35 protein-coding genes are annotated in these 26871 nt (G+C 60.9%); 17 read left to right on the forward strand and 18 right to left on the reverse strand.

Annotation, left to right across the window (positions count from 1 at the left end):
• Positions 1-105: 105 nt before the first annotated feature.
• Entirely contained in the window at positions 106-858 is a 753-nt protein-coding gene (locus AC3IR3_RS03690) for a tetratricopeptide repeat protein (protein WP_489195674.1), read from the forward strand.
• Positions 859-922: 64 nt separating this feature from the next.
• Here the strand turns inward: AC3IR3_RS03690 and AC3IR3_RS03695 are convergent, their stop codons facing one another.
• Positions 923-1996 carry a S41 family peptidase gene (locus AC3IR3_RS03695; protein ID WP_489195675.1) on the reverse strand — a complete coding sequence of 358 codons (1074 nt, stop codon included), beginning with the start codon at positions 1994-1996 and terminating at the stop codon, positions 923-925.
• Positions 1997-2237: 241 nt separating this feature from the next.
• Here AC3IR3_RS03695 and AC3IR3_RS03700 point away from each other — a divergent pair, with 241 nt between their 5' ends.
• Both AC3IR3_RS03700 and AC3IR3_RS03705 read left to right on the forward strand, forming a co-directional pair.
• Positions 2238-2654 carry a DUF1801 domain-containing protein gene (locus tag AC3IR3_RS03700; RefSeq protein ID WP_489195676.1) on the forward strand — a complete coding sequence of 139 codons (417 nt, stop codon included), beginning with the start codon at positions 2238-2240 and terminating at the stop codon, positions 2652-2654.
• A gap of 47 nt (positions 2655-2701) precedes the next feature.
• Positions 2702-3076 carry a hypothetical protein gene (locus AC3IR3_RS03705; RefSeq protein WP_489195677.1) on the forward strand — a complete coding sequence of 125 codons (375 nt, stop codon included), beginning with the start codon at positions 2702-2704 and terminating at the stop codon, positions 3074-3076.
• A gap of 135 nt (positions 3077-3211) precedes the next feature.
• On the opposite strand, the gene AC3IR3_RS03710 is transcribed toward AC3IR3_RS03705, so the two are convergent.
• The gene (locus tag AC3IR3_RS03710; RefSeq protein ID WP_489195678.1) at positions 3212-4036 is read right to left on the reverse strand and encodes a DUF5694 domain-containing protein; all 825 of its coding nucleotides are present in this window, start codon (positions 4034-4036) and stop codon (positions 3212-3214) included.
• A 356-nt stretch (positions 4037-4392) separates the two neighbouring features.
• Here AC3IR3_RS03710 and AC3IR3_RS03715 point away from each other — a divergent pair, with 356 nt between their 5' ends.
• The 4 genes from AC3IR3_RS03715 (at position 4393) to AC3IR3_RS03730 (ending at position 7400) form a co-directional block, all read left to right on the forward strand.
• Entirely contained in the window at positions 4393-4779 is a 387-nt protein-coding gene (locus AC3IR3_RS03715) for a VOC family protein (RefSeq protein WP_489195679.1), read from the forward strand.
• A gap of 201 nt (positions 4780-4980) precedes the next feature.
• Positions 4981-6261 carry a DUF418 domain-containing protein gene (locus AC3IR3_RS03720; protein WP_489195680.1) on the forward strand — a complete coding sequence of 427 codons (1281 nt, stop codon included), beginning with the start codon at positions 4981-4983 and terminating at the stop codon, positions 6259-6261.
• A 34-nt stretch (positions 6262-6295) separates the two neighbouring features.
• Positions 6296-6787: a hypothetical protein gene (locus tag AC3IR3_RS03725; protein ID WP_489195681.1), complete on the forward strand. Its 492-nt coding sequence runs from the start codon at positions 6296-6298 to the stop codon at positions 6785-6787.
• Between the two features lie 40 nt (positions 6788-6827).
• A complete protein-coding gene (locus tag AC3IR3_RS03730; RefSeq protein WP_489195682.1) occupies positions 6828-7400 on the forward strand; it encodes a phage portal protein in 573 nt (190 codons plus the stop codon).
• A 93-nt stretch (positions 7401-7493) separates the two neighbouring features.
• On the opposite strand, the gene AC3IR3_RS03735 is transcribed toward AC3IR3_RS03730, so the two are convergent.
• Positions 7494-8000 (reverse strand): alpha/beta hydrolase family protein, encoded by a 507-nt coding sequence (locus tag AC3IR3_RS03735; RefSeq protein ID WP_489195683.1) that lies wholly within the window; start codon positions 7998-8000, stop codon positions 7494-7496.
• Positions 8001-8256: 256 nt separating this feature from the next.
• Between AC3IR3_RS03735 and AC3IR3_RS03740 the strand changes: the two genes are divergently transcribed.
• The gene (locus tag AC3IR3_RS03740; RefSeq protein WP_489195684.1) at positions 8257-8397 is read left to right on the forward strand and encodes a hypothetical protein; all 141 of its coding nucleotides are present in this window, start codon (positions 8257-8259) and stop codon (positions 8395-8397) included.
• A gap of 620 nt (positions 8398-9017) precedes the next feature.
• Here the strand turns inward: AC3IR3_RS03740 and AC3IR3_RS03745 are convergent.
• The 10 genes from AC3IR3_RS03745 to AC3IR3_RS03790 form a co-directional block, all read right to left on the reverse strand.
• A complete protein-coding gene (locus AC3IR3_RS03745; RefSeq protein ID WP_489195685.1) occupies positions 9018-9548 on the reverse strand; it encodes a hypothetical protein in 531 nt (176 codons plus the stop codon).
• Between the two features lie 390 nt (positions 9549-9938).
• On the reverse strand, positions 9939-10193 hold the full coding sequence (locus AC3IR3_RS03750; protein ID WP_489195686.1) for a pyocin activator PrtN family protein: 255 nt from the start codon (positions 10191-10193) through the stop codon (positions 9939-9941).
• Complete coding sequence (locus AC3IR3_RS03755) at positions 10190-10360, reverse strand: DUF7696 family protein (RefSeq protein WP_489196872.1); 171 nt, start codon at positions 10358-10360, stop codon at positions 10190-10192. Before AC3IR3_RS03755 ends, AC3IR3_RS03750 begins: the two co-directional genes overlap by 4 nt.
• Before the next feature lie 67 nt (positions 10361-10427).
• On the reverse strand, positions 10428-11513 hold the full coding sequence (locus AC3IR3_RS03760) for a phage baseplate assembly protein V (protein ID WP_489195687.1): 1086 nt from the start codon (positions 11511-11513) through the stop codon (positions 10428-10430).
• 75 nt (positions 11514-11588) lie between these two features.
• Positions 11589-12056, reverse strand: coding sequence for a phage virion morphogenesis protein (locus tag AC3IR3_RS03765; RefSeq protein WP_489195688.1), 468 nt, complete (start codon positions 12054-12056; stop codon positions 11589-11591).
• The gene (locus tag AC3IR3_RS03770) at positions 12056-12466 is read right to left on the reverse strand and encodes a phage tail protein (protein WP_489195689.1); all 411 of its coding nucleotides are present in this window, start codon (positions 12464-12466) and stop codon (positions 12056-12058) included. Before AC3IR3_RS03770 ends, AC3IR3_RS03765 begins: the two co-directional genes overlap by 1 nt.
• Entirely contained in the window at positions 12463-12957 is a 495-nt protein-coding gene (locus AC3IR3_RS03775) for a hypothetical protein (protein WP_489195690.1), read from the reverse strand. Before AC3IR3_RS03775 ends, AC3IR3_RS03770 begins: the two co-directional genes overlap by 4 nt.
• 97 nt (positions 12958-13054) lie before the next feature.
• Entirely contained in the window at positions 13055-13615 is a 561-nt protein-coding gene (locus tag AC3IR3_RS03780; protein WP_489195691.1) for a glycoside hydrolase family 108 protein, read from the reverse strand.
• Positions 13612-13932: a phage holin family protein gene (locus tag AC3IR3_RS03785; RefSeq protein ID WP_489195692.1), complete on the reverse strand. Its 321-nt coding sequence runs from the start codon at positions 13930-13932 to the stop codon at positions 13612-13614. The genes AC3IR3_RS03780 and AC3IR3_RS03785 overlap by 4 nt, the downstream gene beginning before the upstream one ends.
• Before the next feature lie 3 nt (positions 13933-13935).
• Entirely contained in the window at positions 13936-14208 is a 273-nt protein-coding gene (locus tag AC3IR3_RS03790; RefSeq protein WP_489196873.1) for a putative holin, read from the reverse strand.
• Here AC3IR3_RS03790 and AC3IR3_RS03795 point away from each other — a divergent pair.
• From AC3IR3_RS03795 to AC3IR3_RS03810, 4 genes are all read left to right on the forward strand, one after another.
• Positions 14165-14584 carry a phage terminase large subunit family protein gene (locus AC3IR3_RS03795; protein WP_489195693.1) on the forward strand — a complete coding sequence of 140 codons (420 nt, stop codon included), beginning with the start codon at positions 14165-14167 and terminating at the stop codon, positions 14582-14584. The two genes, AC3IR3_RS03790 and AC3IR3_RS03795, sit on opposite strands and share 44 nt — an antisense overlap.
• Entirely contained in the window at positions 14584-15609 is a 1026-nt protein-coding gene (locus AC3IR3_RS03800; protein ID WP_489195694.1) for a phage portal protein, read from the forward strand. The genes AC3IR3_RS03795 and AC3IR3_RS03800 overlap by 1 nt, the downstream gene beginning before the upstream one ends.
• A 274-nt stretch (positions 15610-15883) precedes the next feature.
• A complete protein-coding gene (locus AC3IR3_RS03805) occupies positions 15884-16945 on the forward strand; it encodes a hypothetical protein (protein ID WP_489195695.1) in 1062 nt (353 codons plus the stop codon).
• 1006 nt (positions 16946-17951) lie between these two features.
• On the forward strand, positions 17952-18416 hold the full coding sequence (locus tag AC3IR3_RS03810; protein ID WP_489195696.1) for a hypothetical protein: 465 nt from the start codon (positions 17952-17954) through the stop codon (positions 18414-18416).
• Between the two features lie 722 nt (positions 18417-19138).
• Here the strand turns inward: AC3IR3_RS03810 and AC3IR3_RS03815 are convergent.
• The 3 genes from AC3IR3_RS03815 to AC3IR3_RS03825 form a co-directional block, all read right to left on the reverse strand.
• Positions 19139-19462 carry a hypothetical protein gene (locus AC3IR3_RS03815; protein WP_489195697.1) on the reverse strand — a complete coding sequence of 108 codons (324 nt, stop codon included), beginning with the start codon at positions 19460-19462 and terminating at the stop codon, positions 19139-19141.
• Positions 19463-19658: 196 nt separating this feature from the next.
• Complete coding sequence (locus AC3IR3_RS03820) at positions 19659-19859, reverse strand: tyrosine-type recombinase/integrase (RefSeq protein ID WP_489196874.1); 201 nt, start codon at positions 19857-19859, stop codon at positions 19659-19661.
• Complete coding sequence (locus tag AC3IR3_RS03825; RefSeq protein ID WP_489195698.1) at positions 19823-20104, reverse strand: P2 family phage major capsid protein; 282 nt, start codon at positions 20102-20104, stop codon at positions 19823-19825. The genes AC3IR3_RS03820 and AC3IR3_RS03825 overlap by 37 nt, the downstream gene beginning before the upstream one ends.
• Before the next feature lie 945 nt (positions 20105-21049).
• Here AC3IR3_RS03825 and AC3IR3_RS03830 point away from each other — a divergent pair.
• Positions 21050-21361, forward strand: a complete 312-nt coding sequence (locus tag AC3IR3_RS03830) for a hypothetical protein (protein ID WP_489195699.1) — start codon at positions 21050-21052, stop codon at positions 21359-21361.
• 24 nt (positions 21362-21385) lie between these two features.
• On the opposite strand, the gene AC3IR3_RS03835 is transcribed toward AC3IR3_RS03830, so the two are convergent.
• Positions 21386-22429, reverse strand: coding sequence for a site-specific integrase (locus tag AC3IR3_RS03835; RefSeq protein WP_489195700.1), 1044 nt, complete (start codon positions 22427-22429; stop codon positions 21386-21388).
• A gap of 172 nt (positions 22430-22601) precedes the next feature.
• Here AC3IR3_RS03835 and dusA point away from each other — a divergent pair, with 172 nt between their 5' ends.
• The 4 genes from dusA to AC3IR3_RS03855 all read left to right on the forward strand — a co-directional run bounded on the left by dusA (position 22602) and on the right by AC3IR3_RS03855 (position 26063).
• Positions 22602-23537: a tRNA dihydrouridine(20/20a) synthase DusA gene (gene dusA, locus AC3IR3_RS03840; protein ID WP_489225040.1), complete on the forward strand. Its 936-nt coding sequence runs from the start codon at positions 22602-22604 to the stop codon at positions 23535-23537.
• A gap of 77 nt (positions 23538-23614) precedes the next feature.
• On the forward strand, positions 23615-23902 hold the full coding sequence (locus AC3IR3_RS03845) for a PepSY domain-containing protein (protein ID WP_132142795.1): 288 nt from the start codon (positions 23615-23617) through the stop codon (positions 23900-23902).
• On the forward strand, positions 23902-24594 hold the full coding sequence (locus tag AC3IR3_RS03850; protein ID WP_072321955.1) for a response regulator transcription factor: 693 nt from the start codon (positions 23902-23904) through the stop codon (positions 24592-24594). Before AC3IR3_RS03845 ends, AC3IR3_RS03850 begins: the two co-directional genes overlap by 1 nt.
• Positions 24595-24680: 86 nt before the next feature.
• Complete coding sequence (locus tag AC3IR3_RS03855; protein ID WP_489195702.1) at positions 24681-26063, forward strand: ATP-binding protein; 1383 nt, start codon at positions 24681-24683, stop codon at positions 26061-26063.
• Here the strand turns inward: AC3IR3_RS03855 and AC3IR3_RS03860 are convergent, their stop codons facing one another.
• Positions 26064-26831, reverse strand: coding sequence for a M90 family metallopeptidase (locus AC3IR3_RS03860; RefSeq protein WP_489195703.1), 768 nt, complete (start codon positions 26829-26831; stop codon positions 26064-26066).
• Positions 26832-26871: the final 40 nt, after the last annotated feature.

Raw genomic sequence — 26871 nt, forward strand, 5'->3', positions numbered from 1 at the left:
AGACCTGTAGGAGCGCGCTCCCGTGGAGTGGCCGTCTGTTCCTCCGGACGCCAGCGGTGATGTAGCATCCGCGATTTACGCATGGCTACGTGGAAGGGAAGAGGCATGCCCATCGTTTTTCTGCTGTCCATTGGCCTTCAGGTGGCATGCGCCATCCATGTGGTGCGGAGCGGGCGCCCGCTTTACTGGATATGGTTGATCGTGATCGGTTCGTATCTGGCCGTGCTGGTATACGTGCTGGTGGCGGTCATCCCCGATCTGCGTCATGACCCTCGCGGCCGCAACGCGGCGAGCAAGACACTGAAGATCATCGATCCGGAGCGGCGGCGCCGGGAACTGAAACGCCGGCTTGAGCTCGCCGATACGGTGGACAATCGTCGCCACCTCGCCGAGGAAAGCATGCAACTCGGCGATTACGCCAACGCGCAAGAGCTCTACCAGAGCCTCCTCACCGGTATGTACGCAACCGAGGCGGATTTCATGCTCGGCCTCGCTCAGGCGCAGGCCGGCGGCGGAAATTACAGCGCGGCGCGCCAGACCCTGGAGGCGCTGATCAAGGCTAACCCCAGCTACAAATCAAGCGAAGGGCATCTGCTCTATGCTCGTTGCCTGGAAGAACTGGGACATACCGACGAGGCGCTGAGCGAGTACCGCGTGCTAGCCGACAGTTATCCGGGCGAGGAAGGGCGGTTCCGTTATGGCCGTCTACTCGCCAGAAGCCAGCGCCAGGGCGAGGCCCGCGATGTGCTGCGGAGCCAGATCCGCCGCGCGGAGCTGATGCCCGGTTACTACCGGCGCAAAGAGCAGCCCTGGCTGAAGGCGGCCAGGTCGGAACTGGCGCAGCTCGGCGACTCCTGAGGGCTTCTGGCGGTGCCCTCCCGGTGTCCCGAACCGCCTCAGTCAGCCGGCTCAAACGGCGGGTTCAGTCGGCGTAGATGGGCGAGAAGTCCGGCTTGTCCCAGTTCCCTTTCCGGAAGCGATTGAGCGCTGCCTCGACGCGTGCTTTCGCTTCGTCGTCCCTGGCGTTTTTCGCGCCCAGCTCCAGCAGCTCGCCATAGGCGGTATCCAGCGCATTTTCCGGTGTCGTGGATATATCGGGTTTTACACCGACGTGCTCCCAATTGGTCCCTGTCACGGGATTGACGGCTTGTCCTTCGGCAACCTCGGCAGTGAAGCCGTTACCCAGGGACAGCGTCGCGGCGGGATTCGCACCGCCGGCGGTCGTGGCGCCCACCAGCGTGGCTCGCTTCAGTGCCTGCAAGTCATACGCACATGCTTCGCCCGCCGAAATGGTTCGTGGCGAGATCAGAACGCGAATCGGGCCGTGAAAACGCGGGCCGCTGACCGGGAAGGTGCTGAATGCATCCGTCTTGTTGTCCTTTCGCCAGCGCAGGCTGGTGAGCTGCTTTGCATCGTTCTCGTCGAAAAAATAACTCAGCAGCAAGGCGATCGCGTGGGGGTCGCCGCCCGTGTTCTGGCGCAGATCCAGGATCAGGCTATCGGCACCGGACACATTGACCATCATGGCGGCGAAGCGATCCGCTGCGAAATCCGCCGGGACGAAACCCCAAAGGTCGATATACGCCACGTTGCCCCTGAGCCGTCGCACGGAGGCAATACCGCCCGCAATCGAATCCACCCAGGCTTGTTCGCCGTCGAGGTCCTTGCGGGTGGGTTTCGGCGCTTCCGCATTTTCGGGGGGCAACTCCATCGCTGGTTGGTACAGCACGTTGAGGTGCAAGTCCCTGGCCGAAGCACGGAGGTCCTTAGACAGGTGCCGGGCGAAAGCGTCGGTGGTGGTGTCGCGATCGTAGGCACCGGTTGCCAGCTTGTTCTTCAGCTCCGCTCCGGTTTGCGCGGCGACGTCGGGAAAGACGTAGTGAGTCGTCAGCTGCTGGGCGAGTCGTTCCACGACTGCTTTACGGGTGGCGGCATCGACGGGTTTGGCGGCGTCCGCTGCGGCGGCCGGCAAAGGTAGCAGGAGGGCAATTGCCATCGCTATGAAACGTGTGTCCAACGGAATTCCTTATACGTTGTCGTTGTGTTGCCGGATGGTAGCCCGGCCCCGGAGCACCGCCATCGGCCTAAAGTCCCGGTCATGCACTTCACCGCCTCGCCTGCTGCCTGGCGGTTACGGGATGTCCGCTCCCGAACCACGCGTGCGGCTTCCGATTTCGTTAGGATTGAGCCGGATCAGGGGCAATGGCCACCTTAGCCTGTTCGCGGAGGAGAAGCGCATGAAGAAGTCGGGTTCGACCGAGGGCGAGTCGGCATCCAGGCTGATCGACAAAAGAATCGCCGACCTTGGGGACTGGCGCGGGGAGACCCTGGCCAGGATGCGCAAACTCATCCATGAGGCAGACCCGGACGTTGTCGAAGAGTGGAAGTGGATGGGCACTCCCGTATGGGAGCACGATGGGATCGTCTGCACCGGCGAGTCTTACAAAGCGAAAGTGAAGTTGACCTTTGCCAAGGGTGCGTCGTTGAAAGACCCGGCCAGGCTCTTCAACTCGAGCCTTGACGGGAATACAAGGCGCGCGATCGACATCGATGAGGGAGAGGACGTCGATGCTGACGCATTCAAGACGCTTATCCGCGCGGCGATCGCCCTTAATACGTCCGGGAAAAAGCCAGCAGCGAAGCGAGCGAAATAGGCTGTCGAAGAAGACGCCTGTAATGTCCAACCGGCCGAGGAAGACGCATGAGCAAGAAGCCTCTCTCCATCAAGTGGCTCGACAAGCCCGAAAAACACGACTATGTGGCGGCCGGGTCCTATCTCAGCCTGCTGTTCGATGCAGCCACGGTCGCCAGACTTGTGAAGAAACTGCGGCGCGCGCGCATGTGCGAATTCGCTGCCAAAGACCTGCTTCGCGCATCGAACTTGTCCCGTCTTGGCGTCAGCAATTCCCACGTCGAAAGCGATCGCGAGAAGATCGTCAAGGGCGAGGGACTGTCTCCGATATTGTTGATGCGCGACAGCGAGAACAGCAAACTCATCATCGCGGACGGTTACCATCGTTTGTGCGCGGTGTATTCCCTGGACGAGGATGCAACGATTCCTGCCAGGATCATCTGAGCAACAACGTTTGTTCTGTTGGTCGCGGGAATGGGCTTAGTTCGCTTTTCCTGAGTAATGCTGCGCTTGTAGCATCGCATTCCCGCTGATTAGGGTGTGCGCCCGGCACCGGCTATGCGCGTCGGGTCCGGATCGCTATGGCTGAAGATAGTCGTTCGCCTCCACAAGCCGGAGCCCCGGCGTTTCGCTTACGCACTGCCGCAATAAGAAGGCATGACCGGCTCCGTAGAAGACCACGATCCGATCGCCTGGCTGCGAAAGCTGGAGAAGGTTCGCGCAGATCAGGAAATTGCGGCGATACCAGCCGGTCAGGAGGTCTACGCCAGGTTGGGCGTCGTTTGCACCCATCCGAAGGGCGGTTCGATAAAAAGCATTCCCTCCCTTCAGTCGAGCCGGATCGTTGAGAAGGCGTAGCTCGGCGGATATGCCCTTCGTGGCGAGCACGCGTTCCTCTTCGGCAATCTGTCGATCAGTCGCGTCGCTCTGTGCCTTGAGGAGACTGCCAAAGCCGTGGGCATCGGCATAAGTCTTCAGCGGCTCATACGGAAAATCGCCGTCGGCGTCGATACCGTATACGCCTTTCGATCCGGCGACCTTCGCCAGTCGAAATCCCAGCTGGACCACTTCGTTACGGGATGGCGGAAGGGTGCCCGCAAGGTACTTTGGATAGCGTTCGTCGACAACATCTTTAGACCACTCCACTGCGATCTTGTTTGGCTTGAAGCGCGTGAGTGCATCCACGACGGCCGAGATCTCGGACTGACGCTTGGGTGCAAGTACGTCGTCGACCTTCATGTTGTGGATATCGTGCCCAGGATTGGACATATGAAAAACACCCACGATCATTACCTCCATCGGGGCAGGCGGGCTTTGCGCGATAGACAAACCAGACGCCAGGAGCACGGCTCCGGCAAGCCACATCCGCGGTGAAAGAAACAACCGTTTGCAAAGGTCGGGCATGGAGGGTTCCTGTTCGAAGGCGGTTACGAGCCAGTCTCGGGTGGACAGGCCATCGTCGGAATGCTGGCGAGCTTTGAGCCTGCCAGCCCGCATTCGATGTCTCCCCCCGGGTATTTGGTTTAAAGGATGTACCCAGACACCTGCCGGGGTAACGCGCACCGCTTCGATGTGTATGTCTGTTGGACGGGGGGCGAGACGTCCACGGACCTTCGAGTGGCATTTAAAGAATGGTTGCCGGGGATATTGCACAGCCCTTGAATATCCGCGGCCTCCTGCTTTCGTCTCAAAACGACTATCTGGGGTATACATTACGCGTACGCAGTACGCTCCCACTTGACCGCACTTCGGAGGCTCAAATGAAGAGAGTCACAGGTATCGGAGGAATCTTCTTCAACGCGAAGGATCCTGTCGCGCTGCGCACCTGGTACAAGCAGCACCTGGGAATCGACGTCCAGGAATGGGGAGGCACGGCGTTCGCGTGGGCGGACGCATCGGGCAATCCGACAAACGGAACGACCGTGTGGTCCATCGGCGCCGCTGATGGCGAGCACTTCGCACCAAGCCAATCGCCCTTCATGATCAACTATCGCGTCGAAGACCTGGACGCTGTACTTCAGGCGCTTCGGGACGAAGGATGCAACGTCCTGGAGAAAACTGACGATTCCGGGTACGGGAAGTTCGGTTGGGTCATGGACCCCGAGGGCAACAAGGTCGAACTTTGGCAACCGCCTCCGGGGCAGTGAATTGCACAAACATGAAGCACGAGGGCAGATCGTCGAGTTGAACGGATAACAGAACGGTCCGCTTCCGACCCATGGCGAACCTCGTGCGATGTGTTGAGCGCATTGCATAAGGTGGGCGTCATAAATGGGCCATTCGGCATACTGGCCGTGCGCACGGTCCTGCCGCAGACTGTGCGCTGTCGAATCATGATGCGGGGGCATATGCAAGCGACCAGTAACAGCGACAGCCATGCGTTGATGCCGCTTCCGCTCGACGAACGCATCCAGGCGCTGGACGTGCTTCGGGGATTCGCCCTGCTCGGCATTTTCCTGATGAATGTGGATTTCATGGTGCGTCCGCTGGTAGCCATCAGGGACATCTTGCCAGCCACCCTGCATGGACTGGACTACGCCGCCGCCTGGTTCATATTCACCTTCGTGCAAGGCAAATTCTGGACACTGTTCAGTCTGCTGTTCGGCATGGGCTTTGCGGTGATGATGACGCGCGCCGAACGAGCCGGGCGCGACTTTGTGCGGCCCTATCTTCGTCGCAGCGTAGCCTTGCTGGGATTTGGCCTGATCCACGCCTGCCTGATCTGGGCTGGCGACATCCTGGTCATGTATGCGCTGGTGGCCTTCGTTCTGCTGCTGGGCTTCCGCCATATGCGACTGAACTGGCTATGGCGGCTGGCACTGCTGCTGTACCTGGTGCCCGTGCTTACCTATTCGGTAGGCATGGCGAGGACGTACCACGCCCTGCACAGCACCCCCGCGGCGTATGCACAGAAGGTACAGGAACGCGAAAAGGCGCATGAGAAGTGGGCGAACAAGGTCGCCGTCGCGGAACCGCTACTGCTCCACGGCAGCTATACCGCGATGTCGCGCCAACGTACCCAAGATCTGGTCGATCACTGGTGGTACGTCTTTCTGGAGGGTCCGATGATCCTCGGTGTCTTTCTGTTCGGTGTCTGGCTGATCCGTTCCGGGCGAATGGTCGAACCGCAGGCGCATCTGCCGTTCTTCCGGCGCATGCTGCGCTGGACACTGCCGCCAGGTATTCTGCTCGCGCTCCTTGCGTCGTGGCGCAGCACTTCTTTCATTCCCGGCCTCGAGACGCCACTCAGTCAGGTCAGTCTGATGCTTCTGCAAATCTCCAGCATGCTGTTGTGCCTTGGTTATCTCAGTACCCTGGTGCTATGGCTGCAACATCCCGGCGGCGCGCGTGTGCTGGCATGGCTGGCGCCGGCTGGACGCATGGCACTTACCAATTATCTTCTGCAGTCGCTGGTCGGTACCTGGTTGTTCTACGGCTACGGGCTCGGTCTTGCGGTGTACTTTTCGCGTGCATGGCAGGTGGTTTACGTGCTGGTGTTCTACACGCTGCAACTGCTGCTCAGTCGCTGGTGGCTGAGTCGCTACCGCTACGGTCCGATGGAATGGCTGTGGCGCTATCTGACTTATCTGCGCCGGCCGCCTATGCGGATTGTCGCCGCGTCGATGTAACGCCGATTAGCTCCAGAGGTTAATTGCAAACACCATGCAACCTACTCTTCCCATCAGTATTTGCGAGGTCAAGACACCGGACGGCATGGTGGCGTACGTGACATTGGTTCCGCCGGGCGAAGCGGTCAAGCGAGGCTTCGTTATTCAGGAGATCATCGGTCAGCTTCTGGATACAGATCGAGCCGGTGAGCCGTTGGAGCCCGACAACTTTGCCCGCAACCGGGTCTTCGTAGACTTCATGCATAGCGTGATTCAGAAGCACGGGCCCGCAGTACCGACCCTTGATGCAGCCGCAAAAATGCAGGCGAATGGTTGGGTTTTCGTCATTGATGGAAGAACCCCGACACCGCAGGGTCCGGTGCCAGCGGAAGACGTCGTGGGCTCGTTCCAGGTCGAAGATGGCGAGATAGTACCCGGTTCCTATCAGCCCAATCCAAATCATCGAATCCTGTCCCACAATGGATTCTTTCAGCTTGAGCCTGCCCTGCAGCAGAAATTACTTGAAGAGCTTGCGGCGACCGCCTGAGGGGAGTCGCCGGGAGTCGCCGGGTCAGAGACATTTATCGTTGCCCGACAGTGTCGTCCATCTGTTAGATTTGGACGTGCATCAGGAGGTCTACGGCGTTCCCGAGTATCTGAGTGCCCTGCACGCCGCCCAGCTCAACCGCTCGGCAACGCTGTTTCGGCGGAAGTATTACGACAACGGGTCGCACGCAGGTTTCATCCTGTCGATGACCGATCCGGCGCAGAACCCGAACGACATCGACGCCATTCGCCAGGCACTGAAGGATGCAAGGGGACCGGGCAATTTCCGCAATCTGTTCGTCTACAGCCCCGGTGGCAACAAGGACGGTATCAAACTGATCCCGATCAGCGAAGTGGGCGCCCGGGATGACTTTGCCTCGATCAAGAACACCAGCCGCGACGACATGCTTGCGGCGCATCGTGTTCCGCAGCAGCTGCTTGGCGTGGTGCCAAACAATGCCGGTGGCTTTGCCGACGTGGAGAAGGCCCGCGCTGCATTCGTGCGAACGGAAATCCTTCCGATTCAGGTGCGCATGAAGGCGATCAACGAGGAGTTAGGTGTTGAAGTATCCGGTTCAAACCCGCCGAGTCGTCGGCGTAGACGGGGTATTTAGCGCGTGTAGATAGTAGAAGGGGCGGCCTGGTGGTCGCCCCTTTTTATTGCGCTGATGACGGTATGCAGTCTGGCATGCCGGTATCGATTGGAATTACGAATTGCGAAGTACGGCTGTGATCAGATCAGTCAAATAATTCCAATCGGCTGGAGGGCCGAAATCATTTACGGTCAGCTTATGCAAACTGGTGTTCCTCACCGCCAGATTCGCCTCCACTTTCTCCGCGAAGTCGGGAGCAAATCCAATGATCGTTACGTCAAACTCGGCCAATACTGCAAATTTCTCGCCCTGATCGTAAAGCACCCATTCTGGTGATTTTTTTGCAGGATTTGCTTCGTGGTTGAAAAACGTATTCCAATCGGTCGATATCAAAGTGCACTTGTGTTCTGGCTCGTTCGCCAAGGAATACCCACAAACGTACCATTGCGTTGCACCTGAAGCCTCGCGAATGGCTTCCCATAAGTCATGTGGCATTCTCCGCATGTCGTATCTGTCGCGATAGAGAAGCGCGCCACGCCAAGAAGGGTCAGTGAATGCAACACCCGGTTGATCCTCTACGAAGAACCGAGCTCTCGCTTCGCTAACGTTATAAGAAGACATTTGACCTCCTGCCGACATTGAACTTCCTTCGCTTCAAAATATAGGGTCCGGTGGCGGTGGGGGCGGCGGTGGCACGGCTGGCGTCGGGTACCGGACGGTTCCTATGATTTTACCGTCGGGGCCTTTAATTTTGATGGTTGGCGTACCTTGTGGGTAATCCTGACTCTTCGTGCTCGAATGAAGATCGGCGACGCCGCCATCCGTCAGAATCTTTATCTTCGTACCGTTACTGGCTGTCGATTCATCGCCATTGAGCTTGTCCCGGTCTGCCTACGATTCCCTGTTCGGGTATCCGGTGACCAACTACAGCGGCGCGACGGTCTCTTTCACGGGCGATTGGGACGTTGCCCAGCCGATGGAGCAATACTACGATGCCGGCGGCGGTTGCGGCCGGTGAACACCGGGGGCGCTGACTCAACTCAGCGACCCTCATCGTCCCACTGACGGAGACGTTCCATGCAAAAGTGGCGATCTATTCCTCGAAGCCGGCGTATCTGGGCAGTCGTGTCTGCACTGGCCGGTGTGGCGCTTGTGGCTGTAAGCCCCTCGGTGCCAAATATCTTGTATATGTGCGGTTTTCTATTGGTCGCTTGGCACGTCGCGTTCATTCCCGGCCCTTCAGTACGTTCTACGGCGGGCGAGATTTACAACGCTGCGCGCCGCGAGCGGCGGGCACTTGGACGACCTTTATTTTGACAAAGGGGCCGGGGCGATCTTCTCCGTCTCATATAAAGGCCGCAATGTTCGTTGCTACGTTCAGCAACACAATGCCTTCCTAGCTAAAAATGGCTACGGGCGGATTAGCCTTTCCTGACGTTGTCCGTCGATATGGAGCCTTGATCCATGGCGCTGGTGGATCGAGTGATCGAGCGCGATGTGGACGCCCCGCAAACTGCTGAAACGGCAATAGGTCGGGCAATGCCTACTGCTCGTGCCGTCCTGGCGACGGCGGCTAACGAGCCCGCCCGCTTAAGTGGGGGTGGCGGGTCTTGTGAGCGTCTGCACTTGCTATGGACGCTACGTAATACAGTCGGAAAGCAATTCCGTCAGCGTGCTTCCCTGAATCAGTACGCTGAAGGGTGGTGTGCCAGGCGGGCTCTTATAGCAATCAAAGACGATGGCCCCTTGGATGCCGCTCGGGTAGAAGACGACCGAGTCATTGGCTGCTTCGCAGGCTTCGATCATGCCCGTGATGCTTACCTGGGATACGTCGGACAGGCCAAGAAATTCGTTGCCGTAGATTCCGACCAAACCCCGAAATTCGAAGAGGTTCGCTTGTATGCAAGCAGCAATATCTTTTGCTCGCTCTTTGGTGATGTAAGCCGCGACAAGGCCGCGGGCCTCGTTGAGCCGTTCCGGCCAGTCAACTGGGAACGGCGTCTCTTTGTCTACGTGGAAATCGGAAAGGGAGATGCCGGCTCCTATCGCATGGGCAAGGGCATCGACGATGCCTTGCCCGCAGCGCTCGCGGCGTTTCATCAACTCTGTCTCGTTCAGTACCTTCGCTCTGTGCTTACGTAGCTCGTCGATGCGCGTGTTGTCTGACATGTGGCTCTCAATTTGGGTCAAAGTCGACGCGGACTTTCGTTTCATTCCGAATGCGGGGTCTGCTGGCCGCATCCGTCTGGCCCGTCGCTTTAGTGGTTCCTGCCTCGATTTGCGGAAGCCCGGCATGATCACCCTACAATGGCGCCATGTCCCGTATTGACCCCACTTCCTTCCGCCTCACCGTCGCCCCCATGATGGACTGGACGGATGGTTTTCCGTAGGCGTTGGGGCGCAAGGCCTGGAAGGCGAATGGAAATTCACGTGTTGCATTTTCGTTGCGCCGCCGTGATCGCTGGTTCCCGGTGATCCCCCTACTTCGGGTGTTGATGGCCGGCCTGGCGCGTGCCTGCCCAAGGGCAGGCACGGCGTTGCCAGAATCGCCATGACCGTTTAAGGCCCGCCTTTTATCCGTCGCCATTCTTCTGCGGCGTTGGCCTTCAGCGAGTCGAGATATTTTGCAAGCTCGCCCGCATCTACGATCCATGGCGACTTCTGTGAGCCGGCGCGAAAGGCCGGGATAGGAAGCCTGTGGCGAATCGCCCGCTTCGCAGCTTCCTCCGGTGCGAGGCCGAACAAATGGCAGCAGCGATCGAGTGGAATATGGGCAGTGCTGTATTCGGCCATGAGGGAGAAAAAGGTATTCATCGTGTGGCTTCCGCCGACCAGGTACCTCTGCACCGCCATTGTTCGCGCATGTCGTCCCTAAGCCGGTCAGCAGCACGCGCACCGCGTTTTTCCGCGACGATCCGCATCAGTGCGTCGACCTTTGTTCTCGTTGTGTAGCCCTCCCGCAGGCGGGCGCGCGCCTCCATCACGCGCCGCTGTAGTTCGATTGCATGCTCACGTGGTGGGACGCCGAAAGTCGTCCCGTCGCGTATGTCATTGAGCACGTGCGAGGCTCCTAACGACGTTTCGGCGGCGCGCAGCGGCTTTCTGAGAAGCCTTGGCGGGCGGAGATAGGGCGAGCGGCATCTGGCCGTAGCGCTGCCCCCAGTCCGATTCCGCGCTGGCCAGCGACACGTGCAATCCTGTCGACCTTCCACACCTGCATTCGAGGCTGTGGCGGATCACGGCAATGCCGGCGAGCGACGCGGCAACGCGCGGCGTCAGTGCGTGTTCACCGGCGATCACATTGACGATGTGGCCGACCGTCGTGTTGCTCCAGCTGCGTTCCTTGCGGGTGTTGATACCGGAGGCCAGCTTGGCGCTCCGTCCGCGCACCGTGATCGCGTCCGGCGTGCCGCTGTGCTCGACCTCGTCGACGGTGAAAGTGCCCTGCAGCTGCACGCCTGCGCCCTCGAAGCCAAGCATCACTTCGAGTTCCACGCCAGTTCGCGGCAGCGCGACGCGCCCATCCGTGGCTTCGAACTTAAGATCGAGCTGGTCACCCGACACGCCTGAACCCGGCTGTGTCTTGTCGTGCGCGTGACCCTTACCGCTGACGCCTGCGGCCAGCACGTCGTCATCGCTGGCAATCTGACCGGTTGCATGCGCAGCGCCGCTGATATCGACGTCGCCTTGTACGTTGAGGTCGCCCTCAAGCCGTGCATCGCCCTTGAACAGAAATCCACCCGGCGCGGTAATTTCGACGCGGCCGCCGGCGGGCAGCGTTCCTCTCAGGGCGTGCTCAACCATGTCGTACAGCAGCACGGCGCCGTCACCGAACGCCACGATCACGTTGTTAAGGCTCGCGCCCTCGGGCGGAGGGAACGTATCGGATGAGATGCCGCAAAGGGCTACACCGGCCGCGAGGTCACCGTTGGGGGAGAGAAACAAGACCTGTTCGCCTTTCGAGGGCGGCGACCACTTACGAACTCGGTCGCTCGCCCGAAGCGAGATCCATGGACTGGGTGTGGTTAGGAGTCCTCCGACCCGCACACGGACGCGCGGTGGCGCAGTGGTCACCGATTCAACGGTGCCGTACCGGATGAGGTTTGCCAGGCGTCGTGCGAGGTCTTCGGACATGCCATGCAGCTTGGCCGAGGCCTATTTTCAAGGCACGCGGTGGCTGTTCTGGCAGCGTATGTACAGAACAACGTGTCAGTCGCGAATATGCTCAAGCAGGTGATCGCGAACCATAGCGCGGTCCGCTTCGCTGAACCCGAGCAATTGGCGTCGTGGGTAGCGAACCTCGGGGGCGCCGGGGCCGGGTCGATCGCGCAGACCTTCCTGGTGAATTCGCGCCAGGCGCGCGACGCGGCCAGTGAATCCGACCTGCACGCTGTCGGTGCTGGCGATGACCTTCAGCCACCGCGCGGTGCGCAGCTTGGCGAACATGGCCGTTTTCCGTTTGCGAATCTTTCCGCGATTTCCGCGTAACGGTTCCTTGCGGGCCTTCCTCTCTTCGAACGCGGCGCCCTCGGGTTCGCGCTGCGCCGCAATGCGCTGTGCTTGGGACTTGCGCAGGTCACGGCCGATGATCCGTGCAAGGCCACGCCGGCCGGAAGCTGACAGCTTCGCAATGAGCGGCGCAACCCACGCTTCGAGGTGGTGCAGATCGTCCGTCATCACCACATCGCCGTGGGATCGGCGGGCGGCTCGGGCGGATGGTCGAAGGTTTTGCCGTCTCGTGTGGCGACGGCCTCGATCAGGTCGATCTCGATCTGCACGTCGACGAGCTCCGTCGACAGCATCTCCACTTCGAAGCGAACGCCGCGCGTGTTGAATTCGTTGTTCTTGAGCGCGCCGGGTTGTTCGACGCGCACCCATTGAAGCACTGTGTCCGTCAGCTGGTCCATGTCGCCGGCGAAGTCCTGCACGATCGCGGTCAGTTGGTAGGCGTACTGCCAGCCTCGGGCGTCTCCGCCCGTGGATTGGAGTGTGCCGCGCTCGGCAAATATCGCGAGGTTCTGCGGGTCGGTGGCGAGCTCGCCGACGTTCGCCAGCAACGCGTGGCGGAAGCTGGCCAGCTTTTTCATGGCGCTGCTACCACGGGCGCCTCATGCGCCCTGACCCAGTCCTGCAACGCCGTCAGCTGCGCGGCGTTTTCGTGGCAGACCCCGTAGTTCCCGGCGATGATGCTGGCGGCGACAGAGGGCGTAACGTCTGAGCGGGCCGCATTAGGATCTCCGGTGCCAGGTAGGAGGGGCACACCAGCGGACGCGGCGTCGTGCACGCGGACAAAGCCCACAGACAGAGGGAAAAGGCGATCAGCTTCTGGGGTGACATAGCGTGGGATGTCCTTTTGGATGGCGGTGATGGCGTCGTGGATCACGCGCACCTTGTCGACGTACACAGTGACGCGCACCAGATCGGCGCGTGCGGCACTCGCCTCCCAGTCGGCAGCGAGCGCGGCGGCCTGTGCCGATGCCAGTTGCGTCGTGAGCGAGACAGTACGGTGGTGCTGCCACGCGAGGAGCGCGCAGGCGGCCGCGAACAACGTCAGAAGAGTGATGGCGAGGGACTTCATGCCGATTCCCTCCGGGCGACCAGAACGGCGCCGACGTGGAGGACTTTCAACAGCACGACGCGTTCATTGCAAGGCGGTGCGTGCGGATGGCGCAAGGTCAAATCTCCACGCGGTTGGTGACCCAGCCAAACAGGAAGCGGCGCTGGGTCGAGTCGGATTCGGTGATGCCAAGGTATTTCGCCCCTTGGGAAGCGTTGAGACCGCGCAGCAGGGCGGTAACACCCATGGGGCCGCGCCACTGGATGTATGCGCGCAGGGCGCGCAAGGTGACGGGGCCGATCTTCCCATCGGTCGTCAGGACGGCGTAACGCGTGCCATCGACGTTGAACCCGTTGAGCCAACGCTGAAGAAAGGAGGCGGCAACGGTCGGTCCCATGTTGACGCCCGTGTCCACGAGCTCGGCGCCGATGCTCGGATCGATCGTGAGTACCTGGTCGAATGCGGGCGCAGTGACGTACTGACGGCGGTAGATGGCCTGCGCGACAGATTTCGGCATATCCTGCATCGGACCGGCGTATCCCGCCGCCCGGGCGACGGCTACCGTGATGCCATAGCAGGTTTCGCCACCTCGATCGGCATTGTCTTTGACGTAGCCGCCCTCGATCGCGATCACCTCATCGATGAGTCGGTCGACACGCTTCTCCGGTAGCTCGATCACAGGACGCTCCCGTGGACCAATACGTCGTACGCGCGCCGTAGCGCCCGGTGGAGGTGCGATAGGTTGCCGCGATGAGCGATGAGTAGGGCGGCAATGACGACGCAGCCCAGCGCTTCCAGCGGTCCAGGTGGAGGACGAACGCCGCACGCCACCTTGACCGCGACGGCGGTCAGGGCAACGACGTAAAGCCACGACAGCCACGCATAAAACATGCGGTGACGCGATGGGCCGCGACGGAAGGTGACCAGGCGCAGCGATGCGACGAGGCATGCCGCGAGCATGACCAGGGACCAGAGAGTGAAATGGGCGATGTGCATGGGTCAGCCTCCGCGCTTGAGTACGCTGGTGAAGTCGAACGACTTGACGCGTTCGATGAATTGAGTAGTGACGGTGACGGCGAGTGCACCGCCGAGGAACGCGGCGACACCCGAGCTATGCAGCGGGATGTGCTGCAAGATTTCTGGTGCGGCAACGTAGCCCGCGCCCGCGCTGACGAGCAGGTAGACGAGGCGGGATACCAGGGGCAAGTCGCGCGCGCTGGTGACGAAGATGGCGCCGCCCGCGATCGCACCGACCAGCGCGTTCCCGTCGATGCCGGGGACGAGTGTCGACGCGGCGGTGGCGGTGGCGACGGTGGGCCTTGGCGTCTACCAGTTGGTGAAGCAGTTCTTTCCAGCGGCCCGCGCGCTTCAATATTCGCCTGAGCTCAAGGGTCAGATGGTGATGAAAGCCTCCGACGCGATGAGCAAAGGTCGCCTCGAATGGGACGCAGGCTGGACCGATCTGGCCGCGGCATTCATGGCGATTCGTAAGACCGTGACGGCCAGCGGCCGACACGTCACGTACCAGGCCAGCCGATCCGACGAGGTCGGTCACGCCGATCTTGCCTGGGCGGTCATGCATTCCTTGATTTTCGAACCGCTCGTCGGCCCGCGAGCCCACGGCGCATCCATTATGGAGATTTCTTGATGGCAAAGAACAACCGCCGCGCTCGCGCGCAGGTCGACGCCACCGCCGCGCCACCCACGTCGCCACCGGGCAAGATGGCCGCCTTTGCGTTCGGTGAGCCCGAGCCAATCGACCGTGCCTCGCTGTTCGACTACACACAGGTGTTCAGCACAGGGCGTTGGTATGAACCGCCTGTCAGCCTGCGTGGCCTGGCGAACATGACCAGCGTCGCACCGCATCACTCGTCCGCGATGTTCCTCAAGCGCAACCTGCTCGTTGAGGCGTTCGTGCCGAGCCCCTACCTGTCGACACGCGAGTTCTCGGCGTTTTCGCTGGACTTCATCACCTTTGCCAATGCGTATCTCGAACGGGCCGACTCGATCGGCGGGCGGCTGTTGCGATTGCAGCGCAGTCCCGCATTGCAGACGCGGGTAGGGCTGAAGCGTGGCGACTTTTGGTTCGTGCCCGAAGGTCAGGTTGCGTACCAGTTCGCGAGCGACAGCGTCGTCCATCTGTTCGACGTGGATGTGCGTCAGGAAGTCTACGGCGTTCCCGAGTATCTGAGTGCGCTGCACGCGGCCCAACTCAACCGCTCGGCAACGCTGTTTCGGCGGAAGTATTACGACAACGGGTCGCACGCAGGTTTCATCCTGTCGATGACCGATCCGGCGCAGAACCCGGACGACATCGACGCCATTCGCCAGGCATTGAAGGATGCCAAGGGGCCGGGTAATTTCCGCAACCTGTTCGTCTACAGTCCCGGTGGCAATAAGGACGGCATCAAACTGATCCCGATCAGCGAAGTGGGCGCCCGGGATGACTTTGCCTCGATCAAGAACACCAGTCGCGACGACATGCTTGCGGCGCATCGCGTCCCGCCGCAGCTGCTGGGCGTCGTGCCAAACAATGCCGGTGGTTTTGGCGACGTGGAGAAGGCTCGCGCGGCATTCGTGCGAACGGAAATTCTCCCGATCCAGGCGCGCATGAAGGCGATCAACGAGGAGTTGGGTGTCGAGGCCATCCGGTTCAAGCCGCAGACGGAATGATCTGGTCCTATGTTGCTGGTGTCGACGCAGGCGTTCCGACAGAACGCGCGTGCGAACCACGTCACAATTATCGAATGTCATAGCTAACGGAACGCAAGAAGCTGTGTAGGGCTCCCCCTACACGTTTTTTTCTGCATCTTCCCAATCAAAATGTTGTAGCGCTGTGGTTGCTGCATCGCTAAAACTTGCGGTGAAATCGCAAGATTGCGGCGTTGCGAGCCCTCATTGCAGCCATCTATGGTCGTCTCGCAGGGGACCAATGAGGGATCATCCAATGAAGCTACGATGCAGTGCTCTGTGCGGCGCGGTGGCCGCATGTTTAGTGATCGCACCCGCTTATGCGACGACCGCGACAAAGCCACCGACGATTACGCCAAACCTGATGCAACAGTGCAATCCCGACGATTCGAACCCCGATCCTTGGGCCGATATTCGGGTCGGTAGCGCAGGAGCAGCACGGCACGCAGCGCTCGCACGAGCTGCTTTGACCGGAGGCACGTCCGTTCGCGTCCCAGGTGTCGGGGCAGCAGCAAGGGTAATTGGCACCGACGCGGCAACCATCCACAAGAACTTCGCGGCGGTAATGGAAGCGAGCTTTGCGGGTGGTGCGACGGAAGGCATTCTGAACAATCTGACGGACAAGGAACTGGCCGCGATCGCTCGTCACTACAAGGCGACGGCTGGAACCAGGGACACGCCGTTGCTCGCAACATTGGCCAGCCGACTCAGTGACCAGGGGTTGCTCCGTGTCGCCCGTGCTTTCGGTCCGGATGTGGTGAAAGCTTCGGTCGATAAGTACGCGCCGAGCGCCGTGCGCGTTTCGTTTGCGGCGAAGGTCGGTACCGTGCAACCCATGCTTCTGCCCCCGCCCGGTGGCGGCGACGGCGGTGGCGGTGGTGGAACAGGGGGCGGTGGGGGAACTGCGGCGCCGAACACGGATATGACGCTTGAGGAAATCTATCTCGATTTCCGCACTGCGCCGGTGGGTGGCTTAAGCGCGGCAAGCGCACTGTCTGAGACGGCGCTCTTTGTCGCAAACAAGCTAATTCCTGCCGCCTTGACGGGAACAGCGATCGGCTCAGGCATCAATTACCTCATCACCAACTACGATCCGTCACTGGGCGACGCGATCGGCGCCACGATAGGTGGATCAGTCGAAGCTGCCCAAGCGGCGATTTCGGAGGTGGAGAAGGGGCACTATCAGTCCGCCTACGATGCCCTGTTCGGGTATCCGGTGACCAACTATAGCGGGGCAACGGTCTCTTTCACGGGCGACTGGGACGTCGCTCAGCCGATGGAGCAATACTATGATGCCGGCGGCGGTTGCGGCTGGTGAACACCAGGGCCGCTGATTCAACTCAGCGGCCCTTATCGTCCCACTGACGGAGATGTTCCATGCAAAAATGGCGAACCGTTCCGCGAAGCCGGCGCATCTGGGCAGTCGTGTATGCACTGATCGGTGTGGCACTTGTGGCTGTAATTCCGTCGGTGCCGAATGTGTTGTATATGTGCGCCTTTCTGTTGGTCGCTTGGCACACCGCATTCATCCCAGGTCCTTCAGTGCGTTCTACGGTGGGCGAGATTTACAACGCTGCCCGCCGGGAGAATTGGCGGACGTCCGCGACGGCAAAGCTCGTGGTGATCGCATCGTGCGTTCTCTTTGCGGCGGGTTTGTACGCGCAATACGCGAAGGGTTGAAGACCCTTGCTGATTCGCTCGTGAGTTAGATCGGCTATAGAGTCCGAATCGCGCTGTGAAGCGTCGAGCCGTTCGTTTCATCGCGGACTCTGTCGGCGAGTATCACGCCTAATTTCGTGGCGAGTCGAAGAGTTGGCTTACTCCATTTGTCTGAACCGCACGCGATGTGCTGAACGATCAAGCAAGCACGACGTCTGTCGATCGTCGTGGTCGACGTCGCGTCCGCCAACAGGAGCGCTTGGGCAACACGTACGGCTTTGATGACGCCTGACAACGCGATGTTGGCTGGCATGGCGTCGAGCCATGGTTCGGGGGGATGGATGTCCCGGGAGACCCACGGTCGACCGGCTTTCGGCGTGGACTCTAACGTGTCGAGTCGAAATGCCAGCCGCGCAAGCGAGGTCGCGGCGCGGACTAGCAACCAGCGGGCTTCGTCATCGGAAACGGGCTCAGGGATAGGCGGTGGCGGCATGCGCACATGATTGCGCGCGCCAGTCTCACTGGCTGCGCGAAGTGCGGATTCCGGCTCAACTGATCACCCGTTCCGGCACGGCCTGAACACATGTCTGGCAATGACTCGTCGCCAGTGCTTCGCTGAACGCGATCGCCTACCATGCATTTGGGCAGTAACCGGACAGGGTTCAATGTTGCAAAAACTGACTACCGCTCAAATTGGAAAGTGTGGCGAGTTGCTCGTGCAGTATCGGCTCTTGCTCCTCGGCGTGGAGTCTTCGCCGATGGCGACGGACACGGGCGTTGATCTTGTCGCGTATTCACCGACTCGCCATACCGCACACACCATCCAGGTAAAAGCGAACGAGAAGGCAAAGCCGGGTGGCGGCAAAGGCAAAGCTGCCCTCGACTGGTGGCTGCGAGACGATTCGCCTGCAGAGTTGGTAGCTCTGGTGGACTTGTCGAGCCAAGCGATCTGGCTGTTCAGACATGACGAGTTGGCTGAATACGCCCAGCAGAAATCCAGTGGTCGGCTCCATTTCTACATTTATACGGACGAGACTGCGCGGCCTCGTAACCCTGATCGGCGAGTCCACCTGAAGGAGTTCGAGGAGTTCTCTATGTCGGCACGAGCACCTGTTCTGTTTGGAGTTTGAGCAGCGCCCTCCCGTCACCAGCGAACGTGCGCAAAAAGCCAGATCGCCCGTCAGCATCAACCGGAACGGGTGATCAGTTGAGCCGGAATCCGCACGAAGGGCGCACGCGCACGTACACGGCCTCTGCGGGGGTGGTCAAAAAGTGACCAGTTGGGCGGGTCTGACCTCGGCGCGCGCGGTCGTCCCCCCTCCTCGCCTGCGCGCTTCTCTCCCTCTTTTTGATGCAAGTGGTGCAGTTGGATTCGGCAAAGCCCACCAACGACCGCATGGGAGCCGCGTAGCACCTTTGGTGATGCGGATTGATGCAGCCAAATGCGCATTTTCGATGCGTCGTGGCGCTCATGAAAGCTTTGGCCATCGGAAAAGTGTAAGGACTGGCGGATGATCGGGAAAATTCGCTCAAAACGCCTATTTTTCAGCCATTCGTAACTGTAAGAATCGCGCAATTGGACGTAATTTGGACTGTAAGTCGTTGATTCTTCGTCACCGAATCTTACAGTCAGAGAGTGTTATTAAGTTACAGTAAATTACACTAAACATTACAGTCGGATACGTCGCGTTTCCCTTTAGAAATCATGCGTATGACTGGCGATATCGACGGTCCTTACACTGGTTACACTTTTCCGATGGTGCCTATCCTTCGAGGCAGTAGGGCGTTGGGAAATGATGTTGTCGATCGTTCCTTCAGTCTGTTGGCGCCGGTAGACCGGCGCCGTAGATCGCTAGGACGCTGCTGCGACTGGGGGTGCGGTTGCCTGACATGCGGCACACGCGGTCGCGCTTCCCGACAAGGGTCGGTCGATGCGTGAAGTCGGCGATTTCGTCGCCGGCTGGTCCTTTGGCGCAGGCAAGTCCGCAATCTCGGCACGAATCTTCCGTTGTAGTGCGAGCAGTCCACCCGCGTAGGTAGCCAACAAGTGATACAGGTCCGACGGGGACAACGTTTCGGCCGAGAGCGACGACGCGAAGGCGCCGCCGAGAGACGCCATAGCGTCGATGCGGTACCCGAGCAGGTCGAGGTCGTTGAGGATGGGTTGTAGGGTCATCAGGCACTCCGTGCGCTTTGGTCTGGTTGCACGGTTATCGACCGCGATCGCGGACAGAAAAGATCGAGCGAGTTCTGCAACCGCTTTTCCCTTGCGCCGACAGGCACGCGACGGCGCAGAGTCATCGGAATGACTTCGAGCGACAGCAGGCGTCCTTTGGTGGGTCGCCATCCAAGCCCCCGCCGGATGGCTCGGCCTATCGCTCGGCCACGTTCTCGGGCTTTAGGTGGGTATAGCGTTTCAACGTTTGCCACGACTCGTGCAGGGTGAACTGGGCGACTTCCTGAATAGCGTAGCCCTTTTCGAAAAGCCTACTCGTCGCCTCATGGCGTAAGTCGTGGAACCGCAAGTTTTGGATGCCTAGCAATTTGCACGCACGCGTCCAGGCGGAGCCGATGGACTTCGGGTTGTAAGGGAATACGAGGTCGCCTTTCGGCTGACCATCGGGAAGTACTTCTCGCTCATCAGCGTGTTCGACACGTGGGCACGCAGCGCCGTGCTCTTGCGATACCACGGGTCGATCAGCGACGACACGGCATCCATGACCAGGGCGTCCAGGTTCTTGTAGTCGCCGCCCGGGCCGATGGTGACCTTGCCGGCGACCTTACCTTGTCGAGGCGACCGCGGAACACATGTGCCCACGCATCCGATTTTTGCTCTGCGGTCGAAGCCACGGCGTCGTGGCCATCTGGGAACTCGCTTGCGCTCGTGAACACGGAGCGCGCGCGCTGAAAGGTGGACTGGAAGCGGAACACCGCATGCAGCGCCCTTCGTGCTAGGTCGAAATCGGCCTTGCCCTGTTCTTCGGCTCGCCACTTGCTGATGCCCTGGACCGCAGCCCGTGCCGTCACTAAAGCCGCGCCGGCGAGGATCAAATCCTTGACCACGCCGACTGCTTTCGGCCAGTCCACAGTGCACATCCATGAGCTCATCGCGCCCCCTGTCCGTTGTGAAAACTCTGTCGGCACTTTGCGTGCGGGAAAAGGCGATAAAGGCGACCAACCTCCCACAATCGAGCTGCGACCGTTGGGACACAACGCGTACCAGTACCGAAGGTAAGGGCGATCAAAAGGCGATCAATATCGCTGTTTAAGTATAAGTAATTGATTTCTATACATTTAAAAAAAAGCGAAAGATCGCTGTCTACGAACGCAATCAAATCACGGTCAAATCGCTCTTTTATCGCTCTTCGATGTTCGGCTTAACCCTTTGAAATGGCGAAAAAAGCGCCCGTTCTTTTCAGGCCTATCGCCTTTATCGCCCTTTTCCGACGATGCCACACATTGTGGATACTATATAGAGAGGTGGCCTGCCGTCTGGACGAGGCGATATCGTCTCTGCAGTCGAGTCCACGCCATGCACGTGCTGGTTCGTCGTCGGTGTCAGCCTGCACCGCCCGACGCTGCGTCAGGCTGTGTTACTTGTTCTAGCGGGATCGTCATGCCTTACATAAATCTGGTAGTTGAAGCGAGGCACGAACCTTTCTATCGACGCGGTGAGGCTTTCGCTGGCAGGGTGCTCGCGTGCACGGCTTCGCTCCGCACGGGCGAAACAATTCGCCTAGGCGTCGAGCTCGGAGCGCCATTCGTGCGATCGTTCGACGTCATGTTGCGTGCGCCGTCGCCTGGGACCGAAGCACCCAAGGACACCTTCGAAGTTCACCGTGCGACCGCACCTGGTACAGCCTCACTTTGCTCGATAGCCCTGACCGTCGATGAGCGTTGTCTGCAAGACGTGCTCAAGGCCGGCTCGGCCGACTTGTGCCTCGAGGTGAAGGAGCTGGGTTTCGCGGTCGGGGATGACTCACGAGAAAAGGTTGTGGCCATGGACCACGACTGGGCGATCGGGACGATTGGCGAGGTGTCTGTGCAGGCACGTCGCGACGATCGGAAAGCTTAAGAGCAGCGATTCGGCGGCCGCGCCTCATTTTTCAGGCACGTGCTCGGGCTGCAGGTGGGTGTAGCGCTTCAGCGTCGCCCACGACCGATGCAGCGTGAACTGCGCCACCTCCTGGATCTGGTAACCACGCTCGAACAGGCGACTTGTGGCCTCGTGGCGTAGATCGTGAAACGTGAGACCGCTGATGCCGAGCACCTTGCACGCGCGAGCAAATGCCGACCCGATCGACTTCGGGTCGTAGGGGAAAACGAAATCGCCGTCGGGCTGGCGGTCGATAATTTCCCACGCCGATTCGAGCATGCGGAACTTCATCCGGTTGCCCTTCTTTTGCGTGGGATGCTTCACGTCGTTCAACCAAGCCACGCTGTTCTTTCGGTCGAGGTCCGGTCGACGTAGGCGCGTGATTTCTTCCTGACGTCGGGCGGTGGCCAGCGCGAACTTGTAGACGTCGAGCATGGGGATAAGCGCGCGCACGTCCGGCGTCGCGAAGTACTCCTGCAGGCGACGGTCCTCGTCGGCAGTGAGTCGTCGATCGCGCCACCGGCTCTTTGCGACCAGCCGGCGGGACATGAGCTCGTGGCGAGCGTCGGCGAGCGCGTCCAGGCTCGCATGCACACCGAGGGACGGCCGCGCGGAGCGGATGACCTGGCCGAACCAGATAAGGTCGTTGCCGGCGGTGGCCGGACCAGCGCCCTCGGCGCGCCGCGCGACGACGTGATCCACATAGTCGGCCGCGGTGAGCGTGTGTGCGTATCGCTTGGCGATGTCGTAGCGCTGCAGACGCTCGAGGTCGAACGCTTTTGTGCGTCCCCATTCAGCGGTCGGGCCCACCGTATCGCGGTACCATTTCACCAGGTCGCCAAGGGTGTACTTGCTCGTAGTCAGCTGGCCACGAGCTCGTAGCTGGTCGAGCTCCGCCTCGCGCCGGCGCATCCATTCCTGGGCGAGAGGCTTCCGGTTGAAGGTTTCCGTCTCGCTGTGGATGACCTTGCCTTTCTGCTTGATGCGAATGGAGGCGGTAAAGCCCGCGCTACCGTCCTTGCGACGTCGGGTCTGGATCGTTCCCATAGTGGTGCAACATTCCGGCTCATGTTGCACTCCATGTTACACCGCGTGGTCTAAAACGCCCGAAAATGCCCCGTCAATCCCGAGAACGTGCAACATGGATACACCCATCAAACCCGCGCCAGAAAGCCGAATTCCAGCGAAAGCCGAAGCATGGCGTTTGACCGTCGCACCGATGATGGACTGGACGGACCGGCATTGCCGGTATTTCCACCGTCTGCTGTCGCCCCATGCCCGGCTTTATACGGAGATGGTGACCAGCGCGGCGCTGGTGCGCGGCGGTCAGACGCGCCTGCTTGAACACAGCCACGAGGAACACCCGGTCGCCTTGCAACTGGGCGGCAGCGATCCCGTGGAGCTGGCGCTGGCGGCGCGGATGGGGGCGGTGGCGGGGTATGACGAGATCAACCTCAACGTCGGTTGCCCGTCCGACCGGGTCCAGTCGGGCAAGTTCGGGGCGTGCCTGATGCGCGAGCCGGCGCTGGTGGCCGACTGCGTTCGGGCCATGGCCGATGCCGTGGACGTGCCGGTGACGGTGAAATGCCGGATCGGGGTGGACGATCAGGACGACTATGCCGACCTCCAGCATTTCACCGAACAGATGATGGCCGCGGGGGTGGGGATTCTGGTGGTCCATGCCCGCAAGGCGTGGCTGCAGGGTCTGAGTCCCAAGGAAAATCGCGACATCCCGCCGCTGGACTACGAGCGGGTCTATCGCCTCAAGCGGGAGTTCCCGGAACTGGTCGTCGTCATCAATGGCGGCATCACGACGGTGGATGCGGTCAAGGAGCACCTGGCCCGGGTCGATGGCGTCATGCTGGGTCGCAGCGCCTATCACGACCCCTTCCTGCTGGCGCGGCTGGAGACTGAGCTGTACGGTGCACCGTTGGTGGATCGGGCCGAGGTTCTGGAGCACATGCGTATCTACATCGAGGCCGAACTGGCCCGAGGAACCCAGCTGAAGCACATCTCCCGGCATATCCTGGGGCTGTACCAGGGGGAGCCCGGGGCCCGCGGTTTCCGCCGTACACTGAGCGAAGGCGCCCACTTGCCGGGAGCCGGTTGGGCCCTCGTGGAGGCTGCTCTCGCGCCAATGCGACAGGCCGCGTGAGCCGTATTCAGGAGCAATTCAATTCAGCCCGGCATGATCGGCCGATTAGCCTTACGGCCGCCGTGCCAGCGCCAAACATGAAAATCACGTTTCGTCCGCTATTTTTCGCCGCGCTGCTTTGTGGCGCATCCGTCTGTGCCGCGTCCGATCAGGCGTTGACGCTGGAGCAGGCGGTGAGCAAAGTTCAGAAAGACACGGGGGGAAAGGTGTTGTCGGCGGATACGCGGCTCGTCGAGCGCGGCCGCATCACCGAATACCGCGTGAAAGTGCTTACCCTAGACGGGCACGTTCGCGTGGTGCCCGTCCGTACCGAAACGGCCAAGATTCCGGAAGCGACCGACCGGGACAATAAGGAGAAACATTGATGCGCATCCTGTTGGTAGAGGACGAAGCACCGCTGCGCGAGACTCTCGCCGCACGCCTGAAACGCGACGGCTTCGCGGTCGATGCCGCGCAAGACGGCGAGGAAGGCCTGTACCTGGGCCGCGAAGTGCCGTTCGATCTGGCGATCATCGACCTGGGGCTGCCCAAGCTGTCGGGCATGGACCTGGTCAAGGCCCTGCGCGAGCACGGCCAGCGCTATCCCATTCTTATTCTTACGGCGCGCGGTAGCTGGCAGGACAAGGTCGAAGGCCTGAAGTACGGCGCCGACGACTATCTGGTCAAGCCCTTCCACGTCGAAGAGCTGCTGGCGCGCATCAACGCGCTGGTCCGTCGTGCCAGCGGCTGGTCCAAGCCGGTGCTGGCATGCGGTCCGATCAAGCTCGACACCACGGCGCAGACGGTTACCGTCGAAGGCCGGCAGGTCGACCTGACCAGCTACGAGTACAAGGTGCTGGAATACCTGATGCTGCATGCGGGCGAGCTGGTCTCCAAGGCCGATCTCACCGAACACATCTATCAGCAGGATTTCGATCGCGACTCGAACGTGCTGGAGGTTTTCATCGGCCGCCTGCGTCGCAAGCTCGACCCGGAAAGTGCCCTCAAGCCCATCGAGACGGTGCGTGGCCGCGGTTACCGCTTCGCCATTCCGCGCAACGAAGCGGACGAGGATTGATCCGTTTACCGGCGCGTGCCGGCGGCTCCGTGCCGCTGGCAGCCGACGCGCCAACATCAGGCGATGCAAGCTAGCCGCACATGGATATGGCTTTCCTACATAAGCAGCCCCGGCCCCTGTCCCTTGCGGCGCGTGCGGCGCTTGCCACGGGTTTCGCGCTGGCCGCCTTTCTCGGCCTGACGGGGCTCGCTCAGAACAAGGCGAATTACGCCAGCGAACTGAGCGCCATGCACGACCGGCTGCACAACTACGCCATCGCTTACATCACCGGTACGGACATCACACGCGCCGGCAAGGTCACTACGCCGGACAGTCAGCCCAATCCCGATTTCTCGCGGCCGGGCTCGGGCCTCTACGCGATCATCGTCGGCAACGACAACTTCCGTTGGGAGTCGTCGTCCGCGCTCGGTCGCGACTTCGATTTCGTGCGCATGCTGGCGCCCGGCGAAACCGCATTCGAGCCTGTGGAAACGCGTAGCGGACGGCTATACGTTTTCAGTTACGGCGTGTCGCTGGACAGTACCGAAAAGCGTTCGGTCCCGCTGACGTTCGCGGTGGCGCAAACCGAGGATCAGTTCGAACGCCAGGTCGCTACTTACCGGCGTACGCAGTTCCTGTGGCTGGCGATGCTGGGCATGATGCTCATGCTGCTTCAGCTGTTCCTGCTGCGCTGGAGCCTGCTTCCGTTGCGTCGCGTTTCGAGCGATCTGGCACATATCGAGCGCGGCAGCCGCGATCATCTGGACGGACCGTATCCGGTCGAACTGACGGTGCTGACGCGTCGCCTCAACGCATTCATCGACAGCGAGCGCGAGCAACGCACGCGATATCGCGACACATTGGCGGATCTCGCCCACAGTCTGAAAACACCGCTGGCGGTGATTCGTTCGCAGCTGGAATCCGCACCCGACGGCGCGCAGTTGCGTGGCGATCTGGTGGACCAGGTGCGCCGTATGGACGAACTCGTGGCCTACCAGTTATCGCGTGCGGCGACGTCCGGCAGGCAGACTTTCGCCTCGGCCGTGGAAATCGCGGGCCACGCGGAAGACCTCGTGCAGAGCCTGGAAAAGGTCTACGCCGCGAAGAACGTCCTGTGCGAGTTCGAAATCGACAACGGTGCGGCATTCCCGGGCGAGCAGGGCGATCTGCTCGAACTGATGGGCAATCTTGTCGAGAACGCATTCAAGTGGGCGCAGCATCGCGTGCTGCTGACGGCGCGTTCGCTTGGCACCGGCGCCGGCCGCCGGGGCCTGCTGTTGATTGTCGAAGACGACGGTCCCGGCATCGCGGAAGACAAAATCGGCCGCGTGCTGCAACGAGGCGTGCGTGGCGACGAACGCGTGCAGGGCCACGGTATCGGCCTGTCGATCGTGCAGGATATCGTCAAGGCATATCAGGGCGAGATGCAGGTCGACCGTTCGGAAGAACTGGGCGGCGCACGTTTCACGGTACGCATTCCACCGGGTTGATCAGGCGGTGGGCGACGGTCCGTAGTACGCGGCAAGAAGTCGGGCGACGTCCGGTTGCTCCTGTGCCAGCAGGCCCGGTTGCGAGAAGTGCAGTTCGCTCGTTACGGCGAAATATTCCTCGGGTGCTTCGGCGGCGTACGGATCGATCCGCGTACGGCGTCCGCGAGCGACCTCGCGCGATAGCCGGTCGAATCCCCGCTGCATGCTGTCGATCCACTCGCGACGCTTGATCGTGGGCGGCAGCAGCGGAACGCCGTTGGCCGGGCCGGATCGCATGTCGAGCTTGTGCGCCATTTCGTGCACGACCACGTTGTAACCGTCCCATGGCGCTTCGAGATCCAGCGCCACGTCGTTCAGCGACAGGATCATGGGACCGCGCTCCCACGCTTCGCCGATCAGCGTGTCGTCGCTTTCGTGCACCACGCCGCTGCGCGCATCGTGATGGCTGCGCCGCACGTTGAATTCGCCCGGATACACGAGGATGTTCGTCCAGCCATCCAGCGCCTTCGTTCCCTGCGTCAGTACGGTAAGACAGGCTTGCATCGCAATGGCCAGGCGCCAGAAGTCGTCCAGCGCGGCGCCGGCAATGGCGTGGAATCGCTTGCGGTGAAGGAACGCCGTGACCAGTTCGCGCAGCTGTACCTGTTTCGCGGCCGGCAGCGACCGGGCCAGCGGCACCCGTTGCAACGCGTGCTTCCACAGCGACTCGTCGATAGGGACGGGGGGCGAGCGAAAGCGTGCCAGGTAGCGTCGTAGACGTTCGATCACGCGGAAGCTTCAGTGTGCGCACGATGACGCGTTCGTTCCG

It is taken from the genome of Luteibacter sp. GL_149 (assembly GCF_057834065.1).